Source organism: Cupriavidus sp. 96C5-1 (assembly GCF_057798855.1).
Genome location: NZ_JBYOJU010000017.1, coordinates 129,739 through 154,040 on the forward strand (window position 1 = coordinate 129,739; position 24,302 = coordinate 154,040).

19 protein-coding genes are annotated in these 24,302 nt (G+C 70.4%); 5 read left to right on the forward strand and 14 right to left on the reverse strand.

All coding sequences use genetic code 11. The annotated features are described in order from the left end of the window. Positions 1-89 precede the first annotated feature (89 nt). From AC3FOF_RS19795 to AC3FOF_RS19810, 4 genes are read left to right on the forward strand one after another with little or no spacing between them, the layout of a single operon-like run. Complete coding sequence (locus AC3FOF_RS19795) at positions 90-1,952, forward strand: AAA family ATPase (protein ID WP_488727548.1); 1,863 nt, start codon at positions 90-92, stop codon at positions 1,950-1,952. Then, a complete protein-coding gene (locus AC3FOF_RS19800; protein WP_488727549.1) occupies positions 1,949-2,674 on the forward strand; it encodes a 4Fe-4S cluster-binding domain-containing protein in 726 nt (241 codons plus the stop codon). The genes AC3FOF_RS19795 and AC3FOF_RS19800 overlap by 4 nt, the downstream gene beginning before the upstream one ends. After that, positions 2,671-9,231 (forward strand): AAA domain-containing protein, encoded by a 6,561-nt coding sequence (locus AC3FOF_RS19805; protein ID WP_488727550.1) that lies wholly within the window; start codon positions 2,671-2,673, stop codon positions 9,229-9,231. Before AC3FOF_RS19800 ends, AC3FOF_RS19805 begins: the two co-directional genes overlap by 4 nt. Beyond that, positions 9,228-10,604 (forward strand): hypothetical protein, encoded by a 1,377-nt coding sequence (locus tag AC3FOF_RS19810; protein WP_488727551.1) that lies wholly within the window; start codon positions 9,228-9,230, stop codon positions 10,602-10,604. The genes AC3FOF_RS19805 and AC3FOF_RS19810 overlap by 4 nt, the downstream gene beginning before the upstream one ends. Positions 10,605-10,627: 23 nt before the next feature. On the opposite strand, the gene AC3FOF_RS19815 is transcribed toward AC3FOF_RS19810, so the two are convergent. From AC3FOF_RS19815 to AC3FOF_RS19825, 3 genes are all read right to left on the reverse strand, one after another. Then, positions 10,628-11,251, reverse strand: coding sequence for a glutathione S-transferase family protein (locus AC3FOF_RS19815; protein ID WP_488727552.1), 624 nt, complete (start codon positions 11,249-11,251; stop codon positions 10,628-10,630). 260 nt (positions 11,252-11,511) lie between these two features. Further along, complete coding sequence (locus AC3FOF_RS19820; protein ID WP_488727553.1) at positions 11,512-13,926, reverse strand: hypothetical protein; 2,415 nt, start codon at positions 13,924-13,926, stop codon at positions 11,512-11,514. Positions 13,927-13,941: 15 nt separating this feature from the next. Next, a complete protein-coding gene (locus tag AC3FOF_RS19825; protein WP_488727554.1) occupies positions 13,942-15,468 on the reverse strand; it encodes an SLC13 family permease in 1,527 nt (508 codons plus the stop codon). Positions 15,469-15,626: 158 nt separating this feature from the next. On the opposite strand from AC3FOF_RS19825, the gene AC3FOF_RS19830 reads away from it, so the two are divergent. Further along, on the forward strand, positions 15,627-16,364 hold the full coding sequence (locus AC3FOF_RS19830) for a GntR family transcriptional regulator (RefSeq protein ID WP_276265265.1): 738 nt from the start codon (positions 15,627-15,629) through the stop codon (positions 16,362-16,364). A gap of 9 nt (positions 16,365-16,373) precedes the next feature. Here the strand turns inward: AC3FOF_RS19830 and AC3FOF_RS19835 are convergent, their stop codons facing one another. From AC3FOF_RS19835 to AC3FOF_RS19885, 11 genes are all read right to left on the reverse strand, one after another. Then, positions 16,374-16,775, reverse strand: a complete 402-nt coding sequence (locus tag AC3FOF_RS19835) for a hypothetical protein (RefSeq protein ID WP_488727555.1) — start codon at positions 16,773-16,775, stop codon at positions 16,374-16,376. A gap of 18 nt (positions 16,776-16,793) precedes the next feature. Then, the gene (locus AC3FOF_RS19840) at positions 16,794-17,195 is read right to left on the reverse strand and encodes a GFA family protein (RefSeq protein ID WP_017229990.1); all 402 of its coding nucleotides are present in this window, start codon (positions 17,193-17,195) and stop codon (positions 16,794-16,796) included. Continuing rightward, positions 17,185-17,775, reverse strand: a complete 591-nt coding sequence (locus AC3FOF_RS19845; RefSeq protein ID WP_035816412.1) for a GNAT family N-acetyltransferase — start codon at positions 17,773-17,775, stop codon at positions 17,185-17,187. Before AC3FOF_RS19845 ends, AC3FOF_RS19840 begins: the two co-directional genes overlap by 11 nt. A gap of 103 nt (positions 17,776-17,878) precedes the next feature. After that, a complete protein-coding gene (locus AC3FOF_RS19850; RefSeq protein WP_276265263.1) occupies positions 17,879-18,472 on the reverse strand; it encodes a hypothetical protein in 594 nt (197 codons plus the stop codon). A gap of 147 nt (positions 18,473-18,619) precedes the next feature. Further along, a complete protein-coding gene (locus AC3FOF_RS19855; protein WP_276265262.1) occupies positions 18,620-19,552 on the reverse strand; it encodes an MBL fold metallo-hydrolase in 933 nt (310 codons plus the stop codon). A gap of 24 nt (positions 19,553-19,576) precedes the next feature. Next, entirely contained in the window at positions 19,577-20,272 is a 696-nt protein-coding gene (locus AC3FOF_RS19860; protein WP_276265261.1) for a 2-hydroxychromene-2-carboxylate isomerase, read from the reverse strand. Positions 20,273-20,292: 20 nt separating this feature from the next. After that, positions 20,293-20,565 (reverse strand): DUF1289 domain-containing protein, encoded by a 273-nt coding sequence (locus AC3FOF_RS19865; protein WP_017227805.1) that lies wholly within the window; start codon positions 20,563-20,565, stop codon positions 20,293-20,295. A gap of 196 nt (positions 20,566-20,761) precedes the next feature. Continuing rightward, on the reverse strand, positions 20,762-21,298 hold the full coding sequence (locus AC3FOF_RS19870; RefSeq protein WP_488727556.1) for a YbaK/EbsC family protein: 537 nt from the start codon (positions 21,296-21,298) through the stop codon (positions 20,762-20,764). Between the two features lie 13 nt (positions 21,299-21,311). After that, complete coding sequence (locus AC3FOF_RS19875; protein WP_017227803.1) at positions 21,312-22,247, reverse strand: hydroxymethylglutaryl-CoA lyase; 936 nt, start codon at positions 22,245-22,247, stop codon at positions 21,312-21,314. 120 nt (positions 22,248-22,367) lie between these two features. Then, the gene (locus tag AC3FOF_RS19880) at positions 22,368-23,309 is read right to left on the reverse strand and encodes a 2-hydroxyacid dehydrogenase (RefSeq protein WP_276267283.1); all 942 of its coding nucleotides are present in this window, start codon (positions 23,307-23,309) and stop codon (positions 22,368-22,370) included. Positions 23,310-23,408: 99 nt separating this feature from the next. After that, positions 23,409-24,302, reverse strand: an 894-nt coding sequence (locus AC3FOF_RS19885; RefSeq protein ID WP_488727557.1) for an acyl-CoA carboxylase biotin carboxyl carrier protein subunit, incomplete at its 5' end; no start/stop codon positions are given.

Below are 24,302 nucleotides of genomic sequence, written 5' to 3' on the forward strand. Positions count from 1 at the left end.
GGCACCGGCATGACGGCGCACGGGGGATAGAATCCGCATGGTGCGCGCGGCACACGGCCGCGCGTCCGTCGACCCTCCCGAGCCCGCCCATGTCCGGTACCGAACCCGCGAACGCCGCCGTCCCTGCCTTCACCCGCCCGCGCTGGCTACGCGACCTGCTGCGCTTCCTGCCGCTCAAGAGCCAGTTCGTGCTGTCCGGCAATGTGCGCGACCTGCAGGCCTGCGAGGTGGCGCCCGGCACGATCGCACCGCAGCCGTTCGCGCTGGCCGTGCACGGCGCGCTGCGCGAAGCCGGCTACGCCCATGTCTTTCTCTACGATCCCATCGCGGGCTTCCAGGCGCTGTGCGCGCCCGGCGAGGACAGCAAGCCGGCCGAAGCCATCCTGCAGCAGTTCGGGTTGACCGTCAGCGAGGGCCGCGCCAATGCGGGCATCGACCTGCTCGGCACCACGCTGGAACGCTTCACCGCCCACCCCGGCGAGCCGCTCGCGCTGATCGTGGATTTCGCCTCGCGGCTGCTCACGCGCGGCGACAACCCCAGTCCCGCCGAACACCAGTTGTTCACCCGCGCGCTGGTGCTGTCGCACCAGGCCCGCTCGCGCCCCGCCGGCGCCGCGCGCAAGCCCTTCTTCAACAGCATCCTGTGGGTGGTGGACAAGGAGGGCGACCTGCCCGACTGGCTGCTGGTGGGCAACCCGCGCCTGCGCCATATCCCGGTGGCCAGGCCCGACCACCACGCCCGCCGCGCGCTGGCGCCGGCGCTGCTGCGCGGCCTGGCTGGCGCGCAGGATGCCGATGCCCAGGCCATGCGGCAGGCACAGCAGGATTTCGTCGACGATACCGAGGGCATGCTGCTGCTCGATCTCAATGCCATCGCGCAACTGGCGCGCGTGGAGGGCGTGCCGCTGGCGCAAGTGGCCGACGCGGTGCGCCGCTACAAGGTAGGCGTGACCGAAGACCCCTGGCTGAAGATCGACCGCAACCGCATCCGCGGCGCCGGCGAGTTCATCGCCCGGCGCGTCAAGGGCCAGGACCACGCGGCCACGCATATGCTCGATATCGTCAAGCGCGCCATGACCGGTGTGGGCGGCGGGCGGCGCGGCGGGCGGCCGCGCGGCGTGGCCTTCCTGGCCGGGCCCACCGGCGTGGGCAAGACCGAGCTGGCCAAGACCGTCACCAGCCTGCTGTTCGGCGACGAGAGCGCCTACATCCGCTTCGACATGTCCGAGTTCAGCGCCGAGCACGCCGACCAGCGCCTGATCGGCGCGCCGCCCGGCTATGTCGGCTACGACGTGGGGGGCGAGCTGACCAATGCGATCCGCGAGAAGCCCTTCGCCGTGGTGCTGTTCGACGAGATCGAGAAGGCTCATCCGCGCATCCTCGACAAATTCCTGCAGATCCTCGACGACGGCGTGCTCACCTCGGGCCGCGGCGACCGCGTGTACTTCTCCGAAGCGCTGATCGTGTTCACCTCCAATCTCGGCATCTACCGCACCGGCGCGGATGGCGAGCGGGTGGCCAACGTCAGCCCGGCCGAGCCCTTCGAGGCCGTGCGGGCGAAAGTGCGGGCCGAGATCGAACGGTATTTCAAGCTGGAGCTGAACCGCCCGGAAATCCTCAACCGCATCGGCGAGAACGTGATCGTGTTCGATTTCATCCGCACCGACGTCGCCGCGCAGATCTTCGCGCAGATGGTGGACAACGTGCTGGCCGACCTGGCGCGCCAGGACCTGCGCCTGACGCTGGCCGACGGCGCCTTGCAGGCATTGCGCGAACGCTGCCTGGCCGACCTCTCCAACGGCGGGCGCGGCATCCGCAACCAGGTCGAGGCGCACCTGCTCAACCCGCTGGCGCGCGCCCTGTTCGACCAGGACGCCCGGCCCGGCGAGCGCTTCGAGATCGCCGGCCTGACCACCGGCGCCTTCACGCAGCTCAGCCTGCAACGGCTGTGAGCGATGCCGAGTCGGTGCCTGACCTGTCGCCCGACGTCTCGCCGGACGTGTCGCTCGACCTGTCGCGCCTGCATTTCCCGGTCACCACGCTGGGCCCCGGCCGGCGCGTCGGCATCTGGCTGCAAGGCTGCTCGATCCGCTGCCCCGGCTGCATCTCCGCCGATACCTGGCAGGCGGGCGGCGCGCGCAGCGCGAGCGTGGCGGCGCTGATGGCAACGCTGGCGCCCTGGCTGGCGCAGGCCGAGGGCATCACCGTCTCGGGCGGCGAGCCCTTCGACCAGCCGGACGGCCTGCTGGCGCTGCTGCGCGCGCTGCGCGCGGCCAGCGCGCTCGACATCCTGGTCTACAGCGGCCATCCCCTCGAGTCGCTGGCGCCCGTGCTGGCGCATGCCGACGGCCTGATCGACGCGCTGATATCCGACCCGTTCGCCCTGCACCTGCCGCAGACGCTGGCGCTGCGCGGCAGCGACAACCAGCGCCTGCACCTGCTGACGCCGCTCGGACGCGCGCGCTTCGCCGCCTTCGAGCGCCCGCTGGCCGCGCACGACCGCGCGCTCGACCTGATGTTCGACCACGACGGCACGGTATGGCTGGCCGGCATCCCGCGGCGCGGCGACATGGGCCGTCTGCGCGCGCTGCTGCAAACCCATGGCCACGCCGTGACGACTACCGAAGACCGCGCCGCCGGGCGGTCCGAATACAACGAAAATCCCCAGCCATGATGCGCTTTTGCCCCAACTGCCAGACCGAACGTTCGCTGGCGGAAATCTTCTGCGAAGGCCTCGTCGGCCAGGCGCCCTGCGGCTGGGACCTGTCCGGCGAAGCGATCCAGGCGCCGGGCTGGCGTCCCGCGCCCGCGGCCCCGCCCGCTGTCGTCCCCGCCTCCGCCGCTGCCCCAATGCAGCAAACCGCGGTCGCGGCGAGCGTTCACTGCCTCAATGGCCATGCCATGGCCGCGGACGACCTGATCTGCCTGCAATGCGGCGCCGACCCGGCCGGCGAAACCGGCACCGGCGCCCTGCCAGCCGCCGGCAGCAACACCGGGGCAGCGCAGCATGCCGCCGCCGCGCCGCAAGGCGATGCCGTCGAAGACATCGGCACCGTCATCGCCGGCTGGCGCCTGTTGCGCCGCATCGGCAGCACCGACGGCGTGCGCGCGCGCTATATCGCGCAGCAGGTCGATACGGCGCGCCATGCCGTACTGACGCTCTACCGCGCCGGCGCCGAGCCCGACCCCGCCGTCTACCAGCTGCTGCAGCGGCTGCCGCGCGCCCACGTGCCCGAGATCCTGGCCACCGGGCGCTGGCGGGACCGTGCCTATGAAGTCGCCGAGGAACTCAGCGGCGGCACGCTGGCGGATCTCGGCATCGTGGCCGGCGACCTGGCGCGGATCCGCCATATCGTGCGCGAACTGGGCCAGGCCCTGCATGTGTTCTCCGAAGCCGGGCTGCGCCACCGCGACCTGCGCCCCGGCACGCTGCTGGTGCGCCAGCGCGAGCCGCTCGACCTGGTGGTGAGCGGCTTCGGCTCGGCGCGGCTGTCGGACTTCGACCTCGACATCGTCTCGCCGCTGGAAACCTCGCGCTATATGGCGCCCGAGGCCATCGCCGGCGGCGTGGCGGCGGCCTCCGACTGGTGGAGCCTGGGCATGATCCTGCTGGAGCAGGTCACCGGCGGCGCCTGCTTCGACGGCATCCATCCGCAGGCCTTCCTGATCCATGTGCTGGCCAACGGCGTGGCGCTGCCCGACGACCTCGACCCCGCCCTGCGCCTGCTGCTGCGCGGGCTGCTGGCGCGCGACCGCAACCAGCGCTGGCAATGGCCGCAGGTACAGGCCTGGCTGAACGGCGAGGCGGTCGCCGCCCCCGCGGAAGGCGCGGAGGATGCGCCCGAGCACGACAGCGGCGCATCCAGTGCCATCGAGCTGGGCGGGCGCCGCTATCGCAGCCCGGCGCGCTTCGCACTCGCCGCGGCCGAAGCCGGGCACTGGGACCAGGCTGCCGACCACCTGCGGCGCGGCGTCATCGTGACCTGGGCGCAGGACGCCGCGCTGCCCGCGCAGCGCCTGTCCGGCCTGCGCGAAGTGGCGCGGCATGAAGGCCTGGAGGACGATTTCCGGCTGATGCTGGCGCTCAGGCTGCTCAACCCCGAGATGCCGCTGATCCTGCGCGGCGACATCGTGACGCCCGGCTGGCTGCTGCAGCATCCCGGGCAAGGCTATGCGCTGCTGAGCGGCGTGGCGCCCGACCTGCTGTCCCGCTTCGACAACGAGCACTGGCTGGTCCGCCTCAAGACCCGCGCGGCCCAGGTCCGCCAGCGCGCGCGCAGCCTCGAGATCGAACTCGACGAGGACAGCCTGCGCATCCACCTGCTGTCGACCTCGCGCGCTCGTCTCGCCGCGCTGTGGGAAGCGCGGCGCAGGCTGCTGCCCGACAGCGGCCACCCTGGCGTGCTGTCGCTGGCCGAGCGCCGGCTGATCGGCGAGGAAGACCTGATCGTGCTGCTGTCGGCCGCGCCGGGCCTGTTCCGCTCGATCGATGCCATCGTCGCGGACGCGGCGGCGCTGGCGCGGCGCGAGGACGTGCTGGCGTTCGACGAAGGGGCCGCCCGCGCCTGGCTCGAGCAGGGCCGGCAGGCGATCTGGCAGGCCGTGGACGCCCGCCTGGAAGGCTTCGCGCGCAGCGGCGTGGCGGCGATCGACGCCTGGGCCGGACAATTCCGCCTGGAGCGGCGCCTGCCGCTGGCGCAGGCGCTGGTGCTGCTGGCGGTGCCCGCCGAGCAGTGGCTGGCGCCGCAGAAGCAGCAATACGTGGCCGACATCCTGGACTTCTTCCAGAAGAAGGTGGCCACCGCCGTGCTGCGCGGGCCGCTGGTGCGCATGGGCATCGGCAAGACCACCGCGCGCATCGACCTGGGCGAACTCCACAGCGCGCGCCGTCCCGCCGGCGCCCTGCTCGATCACCTGCTGCAGCGCAATGCACAGCCCGTGGCGCTGGACCCGGCGCTGTTCGGCGAGCGTCCGGAACTGGAACTGCGCCTGCAAAGCCTGTACCGGCACAGCACGCTGTACCGGCGCGACACCGGCATCGACGGCCTCTACCTCGGCTTTCCCTTCCTGCTGACGCGCGACGCTCGCGGCAACACCAAGACCCGCATCGCGCCCGTGCTGCTGTGGCCGGTCAGGCTGCTGCTCGAAGTCGGCAGCCGGGGCCAGGTGGCGCTGGCCTTCGACAGCGAGCGCGAGGAAGTGCGGCTGAACCCGGCGCTGGAAGCGCTGCTCGGCCCTGAGCCGGGCCGCCGCTGGCGCGAGACCGCCGACGAACTGCTGGGCCGCTCCGCGCTCAAGGCCGGCGAGGTGATGGATGCCTTCGGCACGCTGGCCAGCGCGCGCGAACGCGTGCTCGGGCGGCTGCCCGGGCTCGACACCGAGGTCGAGCCGTACCAGGACGCGCTGTCGTGCGCGGCGGTGCTGTTCCACGTCACCTTCATGGGCCAGGCGGTGGGCGAGGACCTGCGCCAGCTCAAGACCCTGCCGGGCGGCGGCACCGGGCTGGAGACCGCGCTGCGCCTGGGCGCCGCCAATGCTGCTGCGCCGGCGGCCGAGGCAACGGAAGCCGGCGCCGCCGCAACGGACGATGCCGGCCAGCCGCCCGAGCGCGACCGCTATTTCACCGTGGCCAGCGATCCTTCGCAGGAGGCCGCCGTGCTGCAGGCGCGGCAGGCGCCAGGCCTGCTGGTCGAGGGCCCCCCCGGCACCGGCAAGAGCCAGACCATCGTCAATATGGTGGCCGATGCGCTGGGCCGCCAGCGCAGCCTGCTGATCGTGTGCCAGAAGCAGGCCGCGCTCGACGTGGTGCGCAAACGGCTGGTGGCGGAAGGGCTGGAGCAGCGCATCGTGATGGTGAGCGACGTCAACCGCGACCGTGAACCGGTCATCCGCGGCGTGCGCGAGCAGCTCGAATCGCTGTGGAAAACGCCCGATGCCGGGCCGCCGGCATGGCGTGCCCAGCGCGAGCGCGTCGCCGCGCGCATTGAAGCGCTGGAGGGGGAACTGGACCGTCATCAGCAAGCGCTCCACCAGGTCGACGCACGGATCGGCCTGAGCTACCGCGCGCTGCTGGGTGAACTGCTGGCGCTGGAGCAAGGCGAGGCGCCGCTGGACGTGCCGGCGCTGCGCGCGCAGCTCGAGCCGCTGGACACCGCCAGCCTGGCCGCGCTGGAGGAACGATGCGCGCCGCTGGCACGCTACTGGCTGCCGGCGCGCTTCGAGGGCAGCCCGCTGGCGCGCCTGCGCCCCTTCGCCACCGACCGCGCCACCCTGGCCGACTTCGCCGAAACCCTGGAGCGCCTGGTACAGACCGAACAGGCGCGCGCCGACGTGCTGGCGCGCAACCCCGCGGCATTCGACGTCGAAGATCCCGGCCCGCACCGCGCCTGGCTCGCCGTCCACGGCGACGCCCTGCTTGCGCTGGACGAAGCCCGCCGCGCCGACCTGGCGCGCTGGCTGCCGCTGCTGCGGCCGCTGGCCGCCGTATCCGCCAGCGCGCCGGCGCCGGCGCCCGCGGGAAGCGCCACCTCGCGCGGCGCGGCGCTGATGGCGCAGCTTGCCCAAGTGGGACAGCAACTCGCCGCCTGCGCGCAGGACGCCCACGATGCGGTGCTCTCGCCCGCGCTGGCCACGCTCGAGGCCGGCGAACTGGCCGCCGCCGTGGCCCGCGCCGCGCACCTGGCCACACCGGCTGGCCTGCTTGGCCGGCTCAGCGTGTCGCGCTGGCTGCACCGGCGCAGACAGATGGCCCTGCTGCAGCGCTGCAGCGGCCCCGCCGCCGCCGGCCCGGACCGCCTGCCGGCGCTGGCGCAAGCCGCGCGCCTGGAACAGCAATGGCGCACGCCCCGCCAGGCCCTGCGCGAGATCCTGCAAGTCCTGTCGCTGCCCTTGCCCGCCGACGATGCCGGAGCCGCGCTCGCCGCGCTGTGCGCCGACGCCCAGGCAAGGCTGCGCGATGCGGCGGCCATGTGCGAACGGCTGGCGCAGGCCCCGTGCCCCGAACCCATCGAGGCCGCGCTCGGCAGCGGCCGCCGCGAGACCGTGGTGGCGCTGCTGGCAGGCTACCACGCCGCCTTCGCGCGTTGCGAGGCGCGCCGCCTGAGCCTGGCCGCGCTGCAGCGGCTGGCCGGCTGGTGTGAGCCAGAGTGGGTGGCCGCGTGCACGGAAGCCATCCACGGCAACCGCGACAGCGCCCCGCTGACCGCGCCACTGGCCGCCGCCCTGCCGACGCTGGCGGCATACCAGCAGTTCCGCAGCCGCGCCGGCCAGCTCGGCGCGGCCGAGCTGGCGATCTTCACCACGCTGCGCGACAAGCAGGCGGCGCTCGCGTCGATACCCGCCGACGCCCTGGAGGCCGAAATCCGGCGCCTGCTCAACCGCGAAGCGCGGCTGGCCTGGAAGCGGCAGCTGGAATTGCACCACCCCGCGCTGCTGCTCGAGCACGGCGAAACCGCGGCACGCGTGAGCGCGCTGGCCACCGCCGACGTCGAGATGCGCCGGCTGAACCGCGCGCTCCTGGTGCAGGGCATCGAGCGCGGCCGCGTGCGGCCGCTCAAGGACTGGGAGGACATCACGCGCCTCACCGGGCGGCGCGCGCGCCGGCTGCGCGAGTTCATCGAACTGGGCGCGCCGCTCGGGCTGATGGCCTTGCGCCCGGTGTGGCTGATGAACCCGGACGTGGCCAGCCGCGTGCTGCCGCTCAAGGCGGGGCTGTTCGACACCGTGATCTACGACGAGGCCTCGCAGATGCCTGTCGAATACGCGCTGCCCACGCTGTTCCGCGGCCGCGTCGCCGTGGTCAGCGGCGATGAAAAGCAGATGCCGCCGACTGCCTTCTTCTCCAGCCGCATCGAGAGCGACGAGGCCGAACTGTTCGACGGCGAGACCCCGGACGAAGACGCCGACGAGACCGTGCAGGAAGCCTTCGACGAGGTCTGGAACCGGCGCGAGATCAAGGACTGCCCCGACCTGCTGCAACTGGCGCGCACCGCCCTGCCCAGCGCCACGCTGCAGATCCACTACCGCTCGGCCTACCGCGAGCTGATCGGCTTTTCCAACGCCGCGTTCTACGGCAACCGGCTGAGCGTGCCGGTGCGCCATCCGCGCACGCGCATCCTGCAGGACAAGCCGCTGGAGCTGATCCGCGTGGACGGTCTCTACCAGAACCAGACCAACCCGGCCGAGGCCGACAAGGTCGCCGACCTGCTGGCGGCGCTCTGGCAGGCGCCCTTCGCCGAACGGCCCTCGGTGGGCGTGGTCACCTTCAACCGCAAGCAGGCCGACCTGATCGCGGAAGTGCTGGAGGCGCGCGCCTCCAGCGACGCCGCTTTCCGCGCCGCCTACCGCGAGGAACGCGAACGCAGCGAGGGCGGCGAGGACATGGCCGTGTTCGTCAAGAACGTGGAGAACGTGCAGGGCGACGAGCGCGACATCATCGTGTTCTCCACCACCTTCGGCCGCAACGGCCAGGGCAGCTTCCGCCGCAACTTCGGCGTGCTCGGCCAGAAGGGCGGCGAACGCCGCCTGAACGTGGCCGTCACGCGGGCGCGGCGCAAGGTGGTGATGGTGACCTCGATGCCCATCTCCGATATCTCCGACATGCTGTCCACGCGGCGCGCGCCGGCCATTCCCCGCGACTTCCTGCAAAGCTACCTGGAATACGCCCGCACGCTGTCCGATGGCGAATTCCCGGCCTGCGAGGGATTGCTCGGCAGGCTCAACGGCGAGCGCGCCGCCGGCCCGCTACACGAAGGCGGCAGCGATCCGGCCGACGCGCCGCAGGATGGCTTCAAGGCGGCGGTGGCCGGCTATGTGCGCGGCCTGGGATGGCAGCTCTCGCCCGCCAGCGAAGGCGATGCCTTCGGGCTGGACTACGCCATCGAGGATCCGCGCACCGGCCTCTATGCGCTGGGCATCGAATGCGATGCGCCGCGCCACGCGCTGCTGGCGCGTGCCCGCGCCCGCGAGATCTGGCGCCCGTCGGTGCTGGCGCGCGCCATTGCGCGCGTGCACCGCGTGTCCTCGCACGGCTGGTATCACGATGGCGACGGCGAGCGCGCGCGCCTGAAGGCGGCGATCGAGGCCGCCATGCGCTCTGGCATGCAGGCAGAGGCGGGAGCGAAAATCCGGGACACCGCCGGCGCGGCGCCGCAAGCGCTCGCTGACAGCGGCGCGGCCAATCGCAACGTCACCGCCGATGCCGATGCGGCATCGGCAGGAGTCCGGTCATGAGCGGCCCCAAGGTGGTGAGGGTGATCACCCGTGAAGAACGCATCGCGCGCGGACGCGACCAGCTCGCGCAGCTCGACCATGCCATCGCCCACTGGAGCCACGAGGGACAGCGCCTGGGCCAGCTCGAACAAGCCACGCTGGAGGCCACGCGCGCGCGCCGCGCCGCGCTGCAGGCGCTGCTGGACGCCGACGGCTTCGACGCGCTGCAGCGCGGCGCCGCGAGCGAGATCGCCTTCCTGCAGAACGATCTCGAGGTCTGCCGGCAGCGTGCCGTGGCGCACGCAGGGCAAGCCCGCCAGCAGCAGCGCCAGCTGGCGCAGAATGCCGCCACCCTGCGCCGCGCCGATACGCACCAGGCGCTGCCGGCTGACCTGCTCGACGCCTTGCGCGCCATTGAAGGCGGCGCGCTGACCGGCGCACCGGCGCAAGCCGCGCTCGCGCGCGGCTTCACCCTGCTGTCGCCCAAGGAAGAAGCGGACTCGCTCAGCGCGGCGCAGCGCGCCCTCGCCAATACGCTGGCCGATGGACTGGGTGGCCTTGCCACCGAAACGCTGGCCCAATGGCAGGCGCGCCAGCCCGCCGCCATCGACGCGCGCCTTGGCCAGATCGATCTTCACCTGGCCACGCTGGAAGCGCTGGATGGCCCCGAGGCCGCCGCCGGCTTCCAGGCGCGCGCCGCCAAGGCGCAGGGGGAAGCCGCCGCCGCGCGGCGCAGCATGCTGCTGGACAGCCTGTTGCTCGACCTCGCCGCCGCGGCGCGGGAGCGCCAGGCGCGCGCCGCGCTGCTGCTGCGCCTGGAAGCGCTGGCAGCGCGCTTGCACAGTCTTGGCGAGATGAACGACAACGCCAGCGCGCTGGCACAAGCCATCGGCGATGCACGCGGGGCCGCGGACCTGGGTGCGATGCGCGCGCAATGCGAGCGCGCCGAGGCCCTGTTCGACGCCATGCTGCAGCAGCAGGCCGCGCTGGCGCGCCGCGAGGCGGTGCTGGCCGGTCTTGCCAGCCTGGGCTACGAAGTGCGCGAGGGCATGGCCACCGCCTGGGCCGAGCAAGGCAAGGTGGCGCTGCGCAAGCCGGCCACCCCGGGCTATGGCGTGGAACTCGGTGGCGACGGCGCCCGCCTGCAAGTGCGCGCCGTGGCGTTTTCCGCAGCGCGGGATACCGGCCGCGACCGCGATATCGAGACCATCTGGTGCGGCGAGTTCGCGCACCTGCAGGCGCTGGTGGCGCAGCGCGGCGGCGGCATCGAGATCGAACGCGCGCTGCCGGCCGGCGCAGCGCCGTTGCGCGTCGCGGCGCTGGCGGACGAGGACGCCGCGCAAACCGCCGCCGCAACGGCGGCGCCGCTGCAACGCACCTTGCCGCGTACTTGACGGGCCGCGGACCGGCCGGCGGATCAGGGAATGCCGTTGCGGCCGTGCCGCGCGAAGCCCTCCCGCCCGCCAAGCCGCTCGAAGTAGGCCGCCACCGCAGGGTAGGCAGGATGCTGCAACGGCGTGCCGTACCAGCGGTTCACCGAGAGACCGACGGGAATGTCCGCGAGGGTGAAGCGCTCGCCTGCGACATAGCCGCCGGTGCGTTCCAGCTGCCGCTCCAGGATGCCGATGTGCTTCGACCAGCCGGCCACCGAGGCCGCGAGCGCGGCGGCGTCCTGGTGCAAGGGCGATTGCCTGACCAGCGCCATGAATGCATAGCGCCAGGCGTTGTTCAGCTCCGTTGCCTGCCAGTCCATCCATTGGTCGATCCGCGCGCGCGCTTTCGGGTCGGCCGGATAGATGGCCTCGCCACCGTGGCTTGACGCCAGGTAGCGGATGATGGCGTTCGACTCCCACAGCACGAAGCCGTCGTCGTCGATCACCGGCACCATGGCGTTCGGGTTCAGGGCGAGGAATTCTGCCGTATCTGTGGCGCGAAAGCCGGAGCCCCAGTCCTCGCGCACGTACGGCAGGCCGAGTTCGTCGCAGCACCAGAGCACCTTGCGGACATTGATGGAGGAGGCTTTCCCGAGGATCTTCAACATGAGTCTGCGTAGCCGTTGGCGAAGTGGATGCGGCATCCAATATACGGCCCGGCTGTCAGGCCGCACAGGCACAGTTGCGCCGATTTGCGGCAAGCCAGTCGGTCGGCCAGGGCGTGATCCCGCTCTACTTCCAGATCAATGTCTGGGCGGCCAGGAAGGGCTACAAGGTCATTCCCCGGCAGGACGAGAGGACATACGCGTTCGCGATAACCAGGGGCGCCTGAGCATATGGCACCGGACGCCCCGCCTTTCGCCTTCCGCTAGGGCTGGGGAAAGGTGATGAACTGGGCCGACGACCACACCTTGCCGTCGTCCCGTTCACGGCCATGGAAATACACCGGCCGGAAGCCGAACGGGCCGTTGACCGGCTCGACGTCGACGCTGCCGCTCACGTCCACCGGCAAGGCCGCCTCACTCAGCCGCTCCAGTGCGACGAAGAGTTCCGTGCCGCCAAGCTCCAGCCGCAGGCTGCCACCGGCGAGCAGCTCCGCGCCGCTGACCTCCCAGCGGAAATCCGGTGCATGCGCGAAGGGATTGCGTTGCAGCGGATCGCCCACCTTGACGAAGCTGTCGATCTGGCCTTCGATCAGGAAGCGCGCGGCGGCGAGGTTGCTCACGTCGATCTCCACGCTGTCCGCATCGCCATAGGTGTCGCTGCGAAAGCCGATATCGGTCGCACCGTCGCGCCAGCAGCTTTCCTCCAGATGCTCGAAGCCGTGTGCGCCGAAGCGGTTGATGGTGCCGTTGAGAATGCGGATGCGGCCTTGCCAGGCAGCCCAGCGATAGCGGTCGCGAATCCGCGCGCCACCCCAGCGCACGCGGATCAGGCGCTCGGAGTAGCCCGCCTCGCGGTGCAGGTCGCGCTCCCACACCAGGCCGTTGTGGTCGTACGCGGCGAGGTACTCCCAGCCGCTTTGCCCGAGGAAACGATAGTCGAGCCGCGCCGGGCCCCGGTGCGAGGCAGGCAGCGTGAAGGCATCGCCCTGCACGAAGTCGCCGCAGCGCACCAGCAGCGCCGTGTGTTCGCCCGTGCTGGCCCAGGTATGCCGTGCCCGCAGGGCGCGGCCGATGGCCTGCCGGTCCAGCCGCCCGGCCAGCACGCCGGTCAGTCCGCCGCGCACGCCGAACACCTGCACGCCCGGCGGACCGCCGCCGGGCCGGCCGCGATGCTCGTCGCCGCTGGCCGCCACGCCAAGCCGATAGCCGCGCGCGATCACGTCGCGGTACAGCCAGTCGAAATGCCCCCAGCTGGAGGCAATCTCCACCAGCCGCTCCAGTTCGGGATGATGCCAGTCCGGGATATAGCGCCGCCCGCCCACGTGGGGCATGATCAGGTGCTGCCCGGGCGCTTCGATGTAGGCGTCCCAAAGCTCTTCGACCGGCCAGCGCCCCAGCTCGGCGGCGGTGCCTTTCATGTCCTCGTTCCACACCAGCGTGCGATTGTGTTCGCCGCGGGCGTTGTAGGGAAACCCTGGCTTTTCGTCGCCGAGGAACACCACATTGTGGTCGCCCCCGGCGGTGGAACTGCCGCACCATTCCTGCACCGGGTAAGCGACGAAGCGTCCGGGCTCGTTGAAGGATTCGACCGCTTCCAGCCCGAGCTGCCAGTTGGCGTCGGTGATCTGGAAATCGTTGACGGTATAGCCGAACACATCGATGCCGCCGACATCGCGCGCATAAGCCACGTTGTAGGCCGGGCTGTTGGTGCCGACGGTGTCGTGGGCATGCACGTGCAGGTCGGCGTAGAAGGCGCGCGGCGCCTCGGCCGCATCGAAGAGGGTCAGCCAGGCCGAGCCCCTGGCGACGCGTGGCGCATCCGGCAGGGTGGCCTCCAGGCGCAGCGTGCCGGCGCTGCCAGGCAGGTCGTCGATGCCGATGGAGGCCCAGCCATCGTCGGGCAGGGCATGGTCGCGCCGATACACGAGTTCATTGCCCGCCCACGCCGCCAGCCGGATCGCGCCACCGGCGGCGGTGCAGATATTGCCCCACCGGTCCATCAGCGAAGCGCGCACCGGCAACGGCGTGCCCGGCCGCGCGAAGCGCGGTGCCTGCAGCAGGACCTGCGCGGGCTGGCCGGCGTGGATGTCGATCTCCACGTCGCCCGGCACCGCCACGAAGCGCGAGGTGCCGAGCGGGTCCACATACAGGCGGAAGCGGAAGCTGTCCTCGATGAAGGTCTGCACACGCGTGCCGGGTCCGCCGCGGCGCCGGTCGCCGAGACGGATCTGGATATGGTCGCCCGCGTTCAGGTAGCCATCGACCACGTCGACGATGATCGCCTTCTGGAACGGGCGTTCATGGCCCTTTTGCTCGAAGCGCACGTTGAGCGCCTGCACCGTGGCAGGGCTCTGGCCTGGGACCAGCGGCGCGGCCTGGTACTCGGCGCTGAGGTAGTTGGCGCCGCCCGGGTCGGAGGTCTGGAACAGCGCCCAATCGGAATAGAACTTGAAGGTGGCCTTCAGCCACGCGCCATCGGCCACGCCGGAAGCGCCGACCTCGTAGTCGAGGACGATCTCCGTCCACTCGCCCGCCTCCAGCCGGCTCACCGAGCAGCTCACGCGGCCGGCGAACGGCAGCGCCTTGTTTTTCTCGTACAGGCCGGCCGGCGCATGATGCGCGCCCAGCCGCCCGCGCAGCGCCGCCGCGCGCGCCGCCAATGATGTTCTGTCGTTCATGGGGAAATTCCGGTTTCAATGGAAAGGCCACGCCGCCGTGGCATCCCACACCGGGATGCCAAGGTAGGCGTACCAGGGTGCCATGACCAGCAGGCCGTAGGCGATACCGATCAGCACCGACACCACGCCGACCCTGGCGTAGTCCGCCGTGCTGAAGGTGCCGCTGCCATAGGCCACCACGGCAGCGGTGATCTGCGTGGGCAGCACGTAGGCAAAGCTGTCGCTGTCGCACACCAGCAGCGTGAAGGCGGCGGGATGCAGGCCGAGCCTGGGCGCCAGCGCCAGCATGATGGGCGCGATCATCGTCACCGCCGCCACGTTGGACAGCATCGCCAGGCGCGCCACGTGCGTGCCGAGCATGACGATCAGCAGCGCCAGCCACCACGGATGTCCGCTGGCGAAGCGATAAAGCCAGTCGGCCACCCACGGGGCCAGGCCCGTCTCGCTGATCGCCGCGGACAGGCTCAGCGCGCCGGCCAGCAGGAACAGGGTGCCCCAGATGGTGCGGCTCTGGATATCCTTCCAGCCCAGCCCGGTCAGCCCCGGCACGAACAACGCCGCCAGCCCGAGCAAGGCCACGATCTCGGACTGCAGGCCATGCCACGACTCGGTCGCCCACAGCACCGCCACCGCGGCGAACACGGCCAGGATGGCCTTGGCATGCACCCCCGCCGGCGGCAGCGCGGCGCGCTCGGCGGCGATCGCGGCCTGGCCGCCCGGCAGGCGCACGGCCCGCGAGCCGAAATAGAACTGCACCCACAGCTGGGTCAGCACGAACATGCCCAGGTAGGGCCATTGCAGCTTGAACCAGTCGAGATAGGAGATAGGCAGGCCGAGGTTCTTCTGCAGCAGGCCGACGATCACCAGGTTGGGCAGGTGCGCGGTCAGGATGCACATGCCGCTGATCATCGAGCCGTACACCAGCGACTGGATCACGATGGCCTTCTTCGCGTTGCGCTCGCGCGGCGAATCGCCGAACAGGCCGACGATGCCGTTGACAACCGGCAGCAAGGTCGCCGCGCGGGCATTGGCCGCCGGCACCAGGAAGCCCAGCACGAAGTTGACGACGAACATGACCCAGATCACGCCGTTGGCGGTGCGCGTCTTCAGCTTGTCGAGCAGCAACAGCGCGATGCGGCGGTCCAGCCCGGCCGCCTGCATGATGGCGGAGAAGATAAAGGCCGCCAGGCACAGGAACACCACCGGCGTGGCAAAGCCGCTGGCCGCCCTGGAGAAGGGCGTCACCGCATGCGCCAGCACCAGCAGGGCGGGAATCAGGATGCCGCTCACGCCCACCGGCATGGCCTCGCTCATCCACACCAGGCTCGCCCAGGCCACCACGGCCAGCGTGGCGCGGCCAGCGGGCGGCAGGCCCGCCGGTTGCGGCAGCACCAGCAGGATGACGAAGAAGGCGGCCCAGGCCGCCACGAAGCCGAGCTGCGCCTTCAGCCGGGGACCGGACCCGAGCCGGAGCGGCGGCAAAGGCAGGTATGCTTGCCACCCGGCACGCGGCGGCGATGGCGGGTTGAGAGGGTGGTTCACGGCGGCTCCTTGGCGTTTGCCCGATACATGCGTAAGACGCCGCACTGATCAGTCCGGCCTTGGAAGCCAATAATACGTTTTAATACAAGATGTCCAACGAAGGCATTGGCATATTGTTATTCTGTTTTTTATAAACCATTGATCCACCAAGGTTTTACATGAGTATCGCGCGAGAGAACGCCACTTCGCTGTATGAGCAGATCGCCGATTTGTTGCGCGATGAGATCCAGGCACGGCGCTTCGAACCCACCGGCAGGCTGCCTTCCGAGGCCGCACTGGGCGAGCGCTTCGGCGTCAGCCGCGTCACGGTGCGCCTGGCTATCGGGCGGCTGGCGGAGGACGGGCTGGTCGAGCGCAAGCAAGGCAAAGGCACCTTCGTGGCCGACAAGCGGCTGCGCCAGGGCCTGGACACGCTGCGCGGCTTCTACGATTCGCTGGTGCTGCAGGGACAAGCACCCGAGATGCGCCTGGTCTCGCTGGAACGGACCGCCGTGCCGCCCTCGCTGCGCGGCAGGTTTCCGGCTGGCCTGAAGCACTGCATCGCGCTGCAGCGGCTGCACCGGCTCGAAGGCGAACCGATCGCGCTGGCCTGCACGCATATCGCCTGCGATGCCGCGCTTGGCTGGGACGAGGCCGAGCGCAATCCGTCCTACACCCTGATCGGGCAGTTGCTCGGCATGCCGGTCGACCGGGCCGACCTGGTCATCCGCGCGCGCTCGGCGGGACAGCAGCTGGCGGCCGTGCTGGGAACCTCGCGCACGCATCCGCTGCTGGAACTGGAACGCACGTCCTACCTCGCGAACGGCGCGGTGTGCGAACACACCTTGTTCTCCATCCGCTCGGAGCGCTATGAGTTTGCGCTGAACAGCGCGGGGGGTGTGCGGGTACCCGCTTGAACGGCCGGATCATGCGCCGCGCGGCGCGGGCGGAAGCCCCCGCCATGCAACCGGAGAGAGACCGATGACAAGCGCGAGGAACGCAAGCTGCGCGAGATAGAACGAGGCAGTCCACTGCGCGTTTGCCGCCACGTAGTACGTGTTGTGCAACACATCGCTCAGGATGATGGCCGCCGTCAGCCCGATCCCCGCCCGCGGCCCGGCAAACAGCAGTATGGCCGCGAGCGGATCCAGGGCCGTCAGCGCGCCCCAATAGGTGCGGCTCGCCAGTGGCGTGCCATCCCCGTACCCATAGTCCCACAGCAGACCGTGCGCGAGCGCGGCATGCACGTGGTTGAAGGTCGCGCCGGCCAGGCATACGGCAAACAGAAGGCGAATGGCGAAGGATGCGCGTTTCATTGCCACGGTCATGTCGTCGGCGCTCCGTGGCTACCGTGCCACGGGCCATTCCCCGCACGCCACGATCCCCTCCTGCGCATAGTCCGCCCATGGCACCTCGTGCGACTTCCAGATATGCATCTCCGGCCGCTGGCCGGGATCGTCGTCCAGCGTCGCCACCCGCAGGATCACATGGGGCTGCGCCGGCCGGTGCGCCACCAGATGGGTCCCGCACCGGCCGCAGAACAAACGGTCCTTATCGGGCGAAGACGCGAAGGCCCGCACGAATTCCTCGCCTTTGCGCCAGCGGAAATGCTCGCGCATCACCCGCGCGGTAGCGGCGAAGGCGGCCCCATGGGCCTTGCGGCATGTCCGGCAGGAACAGTTCGCGATCGGCCCGTCGAGCTGGTCGATCTCGTATTCGATGGCCTGGCACAGGCAACTACCCTTCATCTCGCGCCTCCTTGTCCTCCAGCTGTTCGGGACCGGCATCGCCATACCAGGGCGGCACCAGCGAATACATCGCCGCCGCGCATGGCACGCCGTGCAGCACCAGCCGGTTGCGCGCGATGCATTCGAAGCGCGCGCCGATCTTCCGCGCGACGGCGCGGCTGACCATGTTATGTTCCGCGGCGACGACCTCCAGCCGCGTCAGCCCAAGCCGGTGAAAGCCATAGCAGGCCATCAGCTCCGCCGCGCGCGCGCCCAGCCCCTGCCGCTGCCGGCTCTGGCGGATCCAGTAGCCCAGGTTGCCGAAGTTGTAGTCGCGGTTGATCTGGTTGATGGAAACACCGCCGTACAGCTCCCTGCCGTCCGGCGCGAACACGCCGATGTCATAGGCGTCGCCAACGCCGATGCTCTCCGTGCACATGTCGACCCAGTTCTCCGCATCGCGCACGCTATAGCCCGCGTGGCACCACGGCAGCCACTTGCCCACGGTGTCGAGCGATTCGTGCACGGCGGCGACGAACTGCGGCACGTCGGTATAGCGGAAGGGACGAAGGAGGAAACCTTGGCCGTGGAGGGCTTGCATGATGCGTCCTTGCGGCTTGCTCATCGTAGGAAGCGGCGCGCGCGCGTATCCGGCGGCACGTGCCCGCCGGCGCAGGCATCGGCTGACGGCCGCCACCGCGTCATCAGGCTTTGCTCGCGGCGGCAATCAGCAGCCGCGCCTGCACCCGCGCATGCAGCAGCGCCATGTCGGCATGACGCAGGCGCGGGTTGCGGCTCAGCACTGCCATCACCTTGCCGGACTGCTGTGCCGATGCGGCGCCGGCATCGGCGGCGGCGCGGTCGATCAGCACATCGAGCTCCAGCTCGGAGAACGGCCGCGCGATGCGTGCGGCGAGGCTCAGCGCGGTGTCATCGAAACGGGCGCCGTCGTCGAAATGGATATGGCCCTCCAGCGTCACGGCAAGGCCCTGCGAATCGAGTTCGCCGAAACGCAGTTCGCTGACGTCGACGGCATGGTGGCGGCCTTCGACATAAAGCGAGCCGTCGATATAGCCGGGCTCCGGGTTGAGCGGAAACACCATGTGTTGGCCCGCCAGTTGCTCCAGGCTGTGCGTCGGCAGGCTCAGGCCATCGAGCCGGATCGCAGTGCGCACGGGTGCGCCCCCAAGCACGAAGGGCGCCAGCTCGATCTCCAGGTCCGCACCGCTCGCATGGATCGCAGAGGGCGAGAGATGGGCGATCAGGGGCTGGAGCAATGCGACGGGGAAGGCTGGCATCGACGGTTTCCTCGCAAATGGTCTGGGCGGTGCCTACATGCTACGACGTCTTGGACGCGGGATCAAAAGGGAAAGGAAGGGAAAGGAAGGGAAGAGACGAGAAAGGAGGCGATCCCGCCGCCCTGATCGCCCGCGGGCACGCCGCGCTCAGTCCCGGTTGACCACGTCGCCTTGCTCCAGCGCCAGCGCGCCGCCGGCGGCGAGCGACGCCAGCATGCGATCCAGGATCTCCGCCATATCCTGCCCGGACATGAAGCGCGCGCGAATGCGCTGCATCAGCGGCGCCTGCGTCATCCACGCCAGCAGCGCCTCGCGCGGCATGCGCTGCTGTTCCAGCAACTTGAACTTCACCAGCACCTTGACCGCATGCGTGGCATTGCGCCCGGCATCGGCGCGCAGATAGGCCAGCCGGCCGCCGGCGCGTTCGAGCGCGGCGGCGACATTGGCGAAGGGCCGCCCATGGCCGGGAATCACCACGCGCGCATCGAGCATGGCGATGCGCTCCAGCACGGCGGCCTGCTCGACGAAGCCGCTCTCGCCATCGAGTTCCGGGAAAATCACGCCGAAGCCGTTTTCCCATAGCGCATCGCCGGAGATCAGGATGCGTTCCTGCGGTGCGTACAGCATCACCGCATGCGGGTCATGGCCGGGCGCGGCCACCACCTGCCAGTCGATGCCGCCGAGACGCAATGCGTCGCCGTCCTGCAGCACGCCGTCGAAGCCGAAGCGGTCGCACTGCTGGCCGGTGGCGCGGTAGCTGAGGGCATCCACGTCCCACGCGCGCACCGCCTCGGCCTCCGCGGCCGGAATCAGCGTGCGCGGCTGCCAGCGCTGCTGCAGGACGGCGTTGCCGCCACAGTGATCGGAGTGCAGGTGCGTGTTCACGAGGCGCCGCAGCGCCCGCCCGCCGAGACCGGACTCGACCAGCGCCAGCGTCTGCGGCGCATGCGTGACATAGCCGGTGTCGACCAGCGCGGTATCGTCGCCATCGACGAACAGGATATTGTTGGCGGATAGCCAGCCGCGTTCGAAAACGCGCATGCTGGACGGCAGGGCTGGCGGCGTGAAGGTGGATGGCATCGGCTCGTCGGTATCGGCTATCGGCTATGTATTGCGGCGCCCGGCTGCGGCAGCCGGCGCGGGGGCGTCGGCGCGGCCCGCGCCCACCGGCAAGGCGGCGGCCGCACGAAACGCGTCGGACGAAAAGAAGGGATCCTGGCCCAGGCGCGCCGCCAGCATGTCGAGCGCATCCAGCCCCCAGAACAACTGGCCGCCAGGATCGCCCGGCAGCACGGCGGTGGGCACGCCGAACACGCCGCGCGCCAGCGCCTCGTCCCCGTGCTCGCGCAGGCGTGCCTTGACCGCGTCCTGCGCCAGCGCGGTGCCGGGTACGCCCAGCGCGCTGCACAAGGCATCGAATTCCGCCTGCTGCTGCGGCACCCGCCCCTGCTGCCAGACGAAGCGGAAGATGGGTGCCAGCGTGGCATGCGAGAGCCGGCCCTCCAGTTCCAGCGCCACCGCCAGGCGCAGCAAGGGCAGTGGATTGAAAGGGTGGATGGCCGGCATGGCGAGCCTGATGCCGCCGCGGTGCGCGATCCAGGCAACATGCTCGAAGGTGAAGCGGCGCTTGGGCGCGATCTCCGCCGGGCCGACATTGCCCCAATGACGCAGCAGCCCGGCGAACAGCACCGGCACGTAGCGCACCGCCGCATCGGCCGGCAGGGCCTTCGGCAGCCGCTCGAACGCGAGGTAGGCGAACGGCGAAATCGGGTCGAAATACCAATCGATGGCAGTCGTCATGGCCGGCTCGTTCGGGATGGTCATTCGGGATGGTTGCCGTGGGAGCGCGTGGCGGCGTTCGCCGCCAGCCGTGCCGCGCGCTGCGGCAGCAACGACCAGATGCCGCGTTTTGCCGCATCGTCGCTGCCGGACCAGCCCGCGATCTCCTCGATGGTGCGCAGGCAGCCTTCGCAGTAGCCGCTCGCCGCATCCATGCGGCACACGTTGCGGCAGGGCGACGGCACCGGCTCGGCATGCTGGGCGGCCTGCGCGCCGCGCGTCAGCGCCGCCAGCAGCCGGGTCTGTTGCGACATCGTCCTATGTCTCCCGAGTCTGAAACCCGTTGCAAAAATAAGTCAGCCAAGAAGGCGTGGGAGCCTGGGAGCGAAGCGCAGCAAGGCTGGAGCCTTGCGAGCATTGGCGACGACGGAGCGCGCGTCTTATCGGCTGACTCATGCGACGAATCTGTGATTCCGGACACCTGCCCCCTCTCGCTCTTGCCGTGCGGCGTCACGCGGATTGGCGCTGCGCCACGTCGGCCACCTCGGCCCCGGTCATGCGCTGCAGCTCTTGCGGCGTGAGGTTGAACACCGCATGCGGATGGCCGGCGGCAGCCCACAGGCTGTGGTGGTGGAACAGGTCGCTGTCGAGCAGCATCACGGGCGCGACCGCGTGGCCGATCGGGCAGACGCCGCCGATGGCGTAGCCGGTCTTCTCGCGCACGAATCTGGCGTCGGCCTTGCCGAGCGGGCCCACCACGGCGGCCACCTTGGCTTCGTCGACGCGGTTGCTGCCGCTGGCGATCACCAGCACCGGCGCGTCGTCAGCGACGCGCCGGAAGATGATGGACTTGGCGATCTCGGCCACCGAGCAGCCGAGGCCGGCAGCCGCTTCTGCCGAGGTCTTGCCGGTCGCCGGCAGCATCACCACCGGCTTGTCGTGGCCAAGGCCGGCCAGCAGGCCGGCGACGCGCTGTGCGGCTTCGGGCAGCGCGCCGGCGGAGGTCTCGGCGGCATGGCCGGGAGCGGGATGGTTCATCTCGTTCATATCGATACGGTCCTCAGACACAAGCCGTCGCGGCGGCGTCGGCGGCGCCCCACTTGGTCAGCAGCGCGCGGCCGACGCGCGAGCTGTTGGCGCGGCCGATGGACTGCGAGATGAAATCGCCGGCGCGTACCACCTGCTCCAGGTCGATGCCGGTGTGGATACCCATGCCGTGCAGCATGTAGAGCACGTCCTCGGTGGCAACGTTGCCGGTGGCGCCCTTGGCGTACGGGCAACCGCCGAGGCCGGCCACCGAGGCGTGGAAGATCGAGACGCCGACCTGCAGGCTGGCCAGGATATTGGACAGCGCCTGGCCGTAGGTGTCGTGGAAATGGCCGGAGAGGCGGTCGATGGGAAACTCGGCGGCCACCGCGTGCATCACTTCCTGCACGCGTCCCGGGGTGCCCACGCCGATGGTGTCGGCGATATCGATCTCGTCGCAGCCAAGGTCGCGCATGCGGCGCACCACGTCGACCACGGCGTGCACCGGCACCTCGCCCTGGTAGGGGCAGCCCAGCGCGCAGGACACGCTGGCGCGCAGGCGCAGGCCCTTGTCCTTGGCAGCGGCGGCCACGGGTTCGAAGCGCGCGATGGATTCCGCGATCGAGCAGTTGATGTTCTTCTGCGAGAATGCCTCGCTGGCGGCGCCGAAGATCACCACCTCGTCGGCGGAGGCGGCCACCGCGCCTTCGAAGCCCTTCATATTGGGCGTGAGCACCGAATACAAGGTGCCCGGACGGCGCTGGATGCGCGCCATCACCTCGGCGCCGTCGGCCATTTGCGGCACCCATTTGGGCGAGACGAAGGAAGCCGCTTCGATATTGACGAAGCCGGCATCGCTCAGGCGGTTGATCAGCTCGACCTTGACCTCGGTCGGCACCAAGGCCTTTTCATTCTGCAGGCCATCGCGCGGGCCGACTTCTACGATCTTCACATAGTGGGGCAGTGTCACGGTGTCTCCTCTCATTCGGTTGCGGCGCACACGCCCCGGGGCGCATGCGCGGTGTTTCTGGCTGGCGGCCGTCCTGCCAGGGCGCCTGCGCGGCCCACGCCGCCGCCGCGCCCGGCTGGCTCAATAGCCGCGCTGCAGGTCGACCACGCCGGCAATCGGCTGGCCTGCGCCCAGTGCGCGGATCTTGCCGGCGATCTGGGCAATGCTGTCTTCGCGCAAGGTCAGCGCCGCGATATGCGGCGTGACGGTGATGCGCGGCTCGGTCCAGAAGGGATGCGCCGCCGGCAGCGGCTCGGTGCGGAACACGTCCAGCGTGGCGCCGGCGATCTGGCCCGACTGCACGGCCGCCAGCAGGTCTTCCTCGACCAGGTGCGGACCGCGCGCCACGTTGACCAGGTAGGCGCCCTTGGCCAGCTTGCCCAGCAGGCGGGCATCCAGCACGTTCTCGGTTTCCGGCGTGAGCGGCAGGACGTTCACCAGCACCCGCAGGCCATCCAGGAAACCCGCCTGGCCGGCCTCGCCGGCAAAGCCCTGCACCCCCGCGATGTCGCGCGCCGTGCGGCTCCAGCCGCGCACCGGAAAGCCGAAGCCGGCCAGCGCCTGCGCGATCTGCGCGCCGAGCGTGCCTACGCCCATCACGCCCACGGTGAAATCGGCGCGGCGGTGCGGCTTGAGGAAGCGCCAGGTGCCGGCCTGCTGGGCCAGCGCGTATTCGTCCAGGCGGCGGAAGTAGCGCAGTACCGCGTGCGTCACGTATTCGATCATCTGCGCGGCCATGCCGGCATCGTCCAGGCGCACGATGGGCACGCCGGCGGGCAGCGCGTCGGGATCGGTGTCGCGCAGGCGCAGGATGCCGTCCACGCCGGCACCCAGGTTGAACACCGCTTTCAGGTCGGTGCGCCCGCGCAACATCTCCAGCGGCGGGCGCCAGACCACGGCGTAGTCCACCTGTTCGTTCCTGCTGTCTTCCCAGGTCAGGCATTGCGCTTCGGGAAGGGCTTCGGCAAAACCGTCGATCCAGGGCTGGTAACGGCCGTCCGGCACATACAACTGCAACTTCATCTCATCTCCACTGTATTTTTTCTTGCCCTTCCATTTTCGCAGAGGATTGGCGCCGCCTGCGGTTTTCTTGTCGCAGGCGCCACCCGCAAGCGGGGCGGCTCAGTCGTTGCCCGCCGCGAAGGCCAGCAGCTGCGCGCCTTCGCCCACCTGCTCGCCGACGCCGTACAGCACTTCGCTGACCACGCCGTCGGCCGGGGCACTGATGGTGTGCTCCATTTTCATCGCCTCCATCACCAGCAGCGGCGTGCCGCGCGTGACCTTGCTGCCGGCCTCCACCATCACCGCGATCACCTTGCCGGGCATGGGCGCGGTCAGCTTGCCGCCCTCGCCTTCGCCTTCGCCGGCGTGCGCGAGCGGGTCGAGCCAGGTCAGCGCGACATGGCGCTTGCCGCTGAATACATGGAAGGTATCACCTTCCGCATGGACCTGCCCATGCGCGCGTCGCGTGCCGAGATCGACACGGATATCGCCGGCGGCGCACTGCGGCCTGAAGGGCGCGGCCTGGTCGGCAAAGAACAGCGTGCTGCCGCGCGCGTCGGTGGCCAGCGTCACCTCCACGGTGTGGCCGCCCGCGGGGCCGGCCACGGAAAAGCCCAGCGCGCGCTGCGTTCCGCCATTCAGCCGCCACGCGCCGGCATGGCTCCAGGGCGAGTGCGCATCGGCCGGATCCACGCGCCGGGCGCGGGTTTCCGCATCGAGCAACGCCGCCACCGCCAGCGCGATCACCTCGATGCCCACCGGCGGCGGCGGCGGGAACAACACGGCCTGGTTGCGCTCGATCAGGCCGGTGTCGAGATCGGCCGTGGCAAAGGCCTGCGACGTGACCAGCCGCTGCAGGAAGGCGATATTGGTCGACAGGCCCACCACGTGATATTCGGCCAGCGCCTGCGCCATGCGCGCCAGCGCTTCCTCGCGGTCGCGGCCCCACACGATCAGCTTGGCGATCATGGGGTCATAGTACGGGCTGATGGTATCGCCCTCGCGCACGCCGGA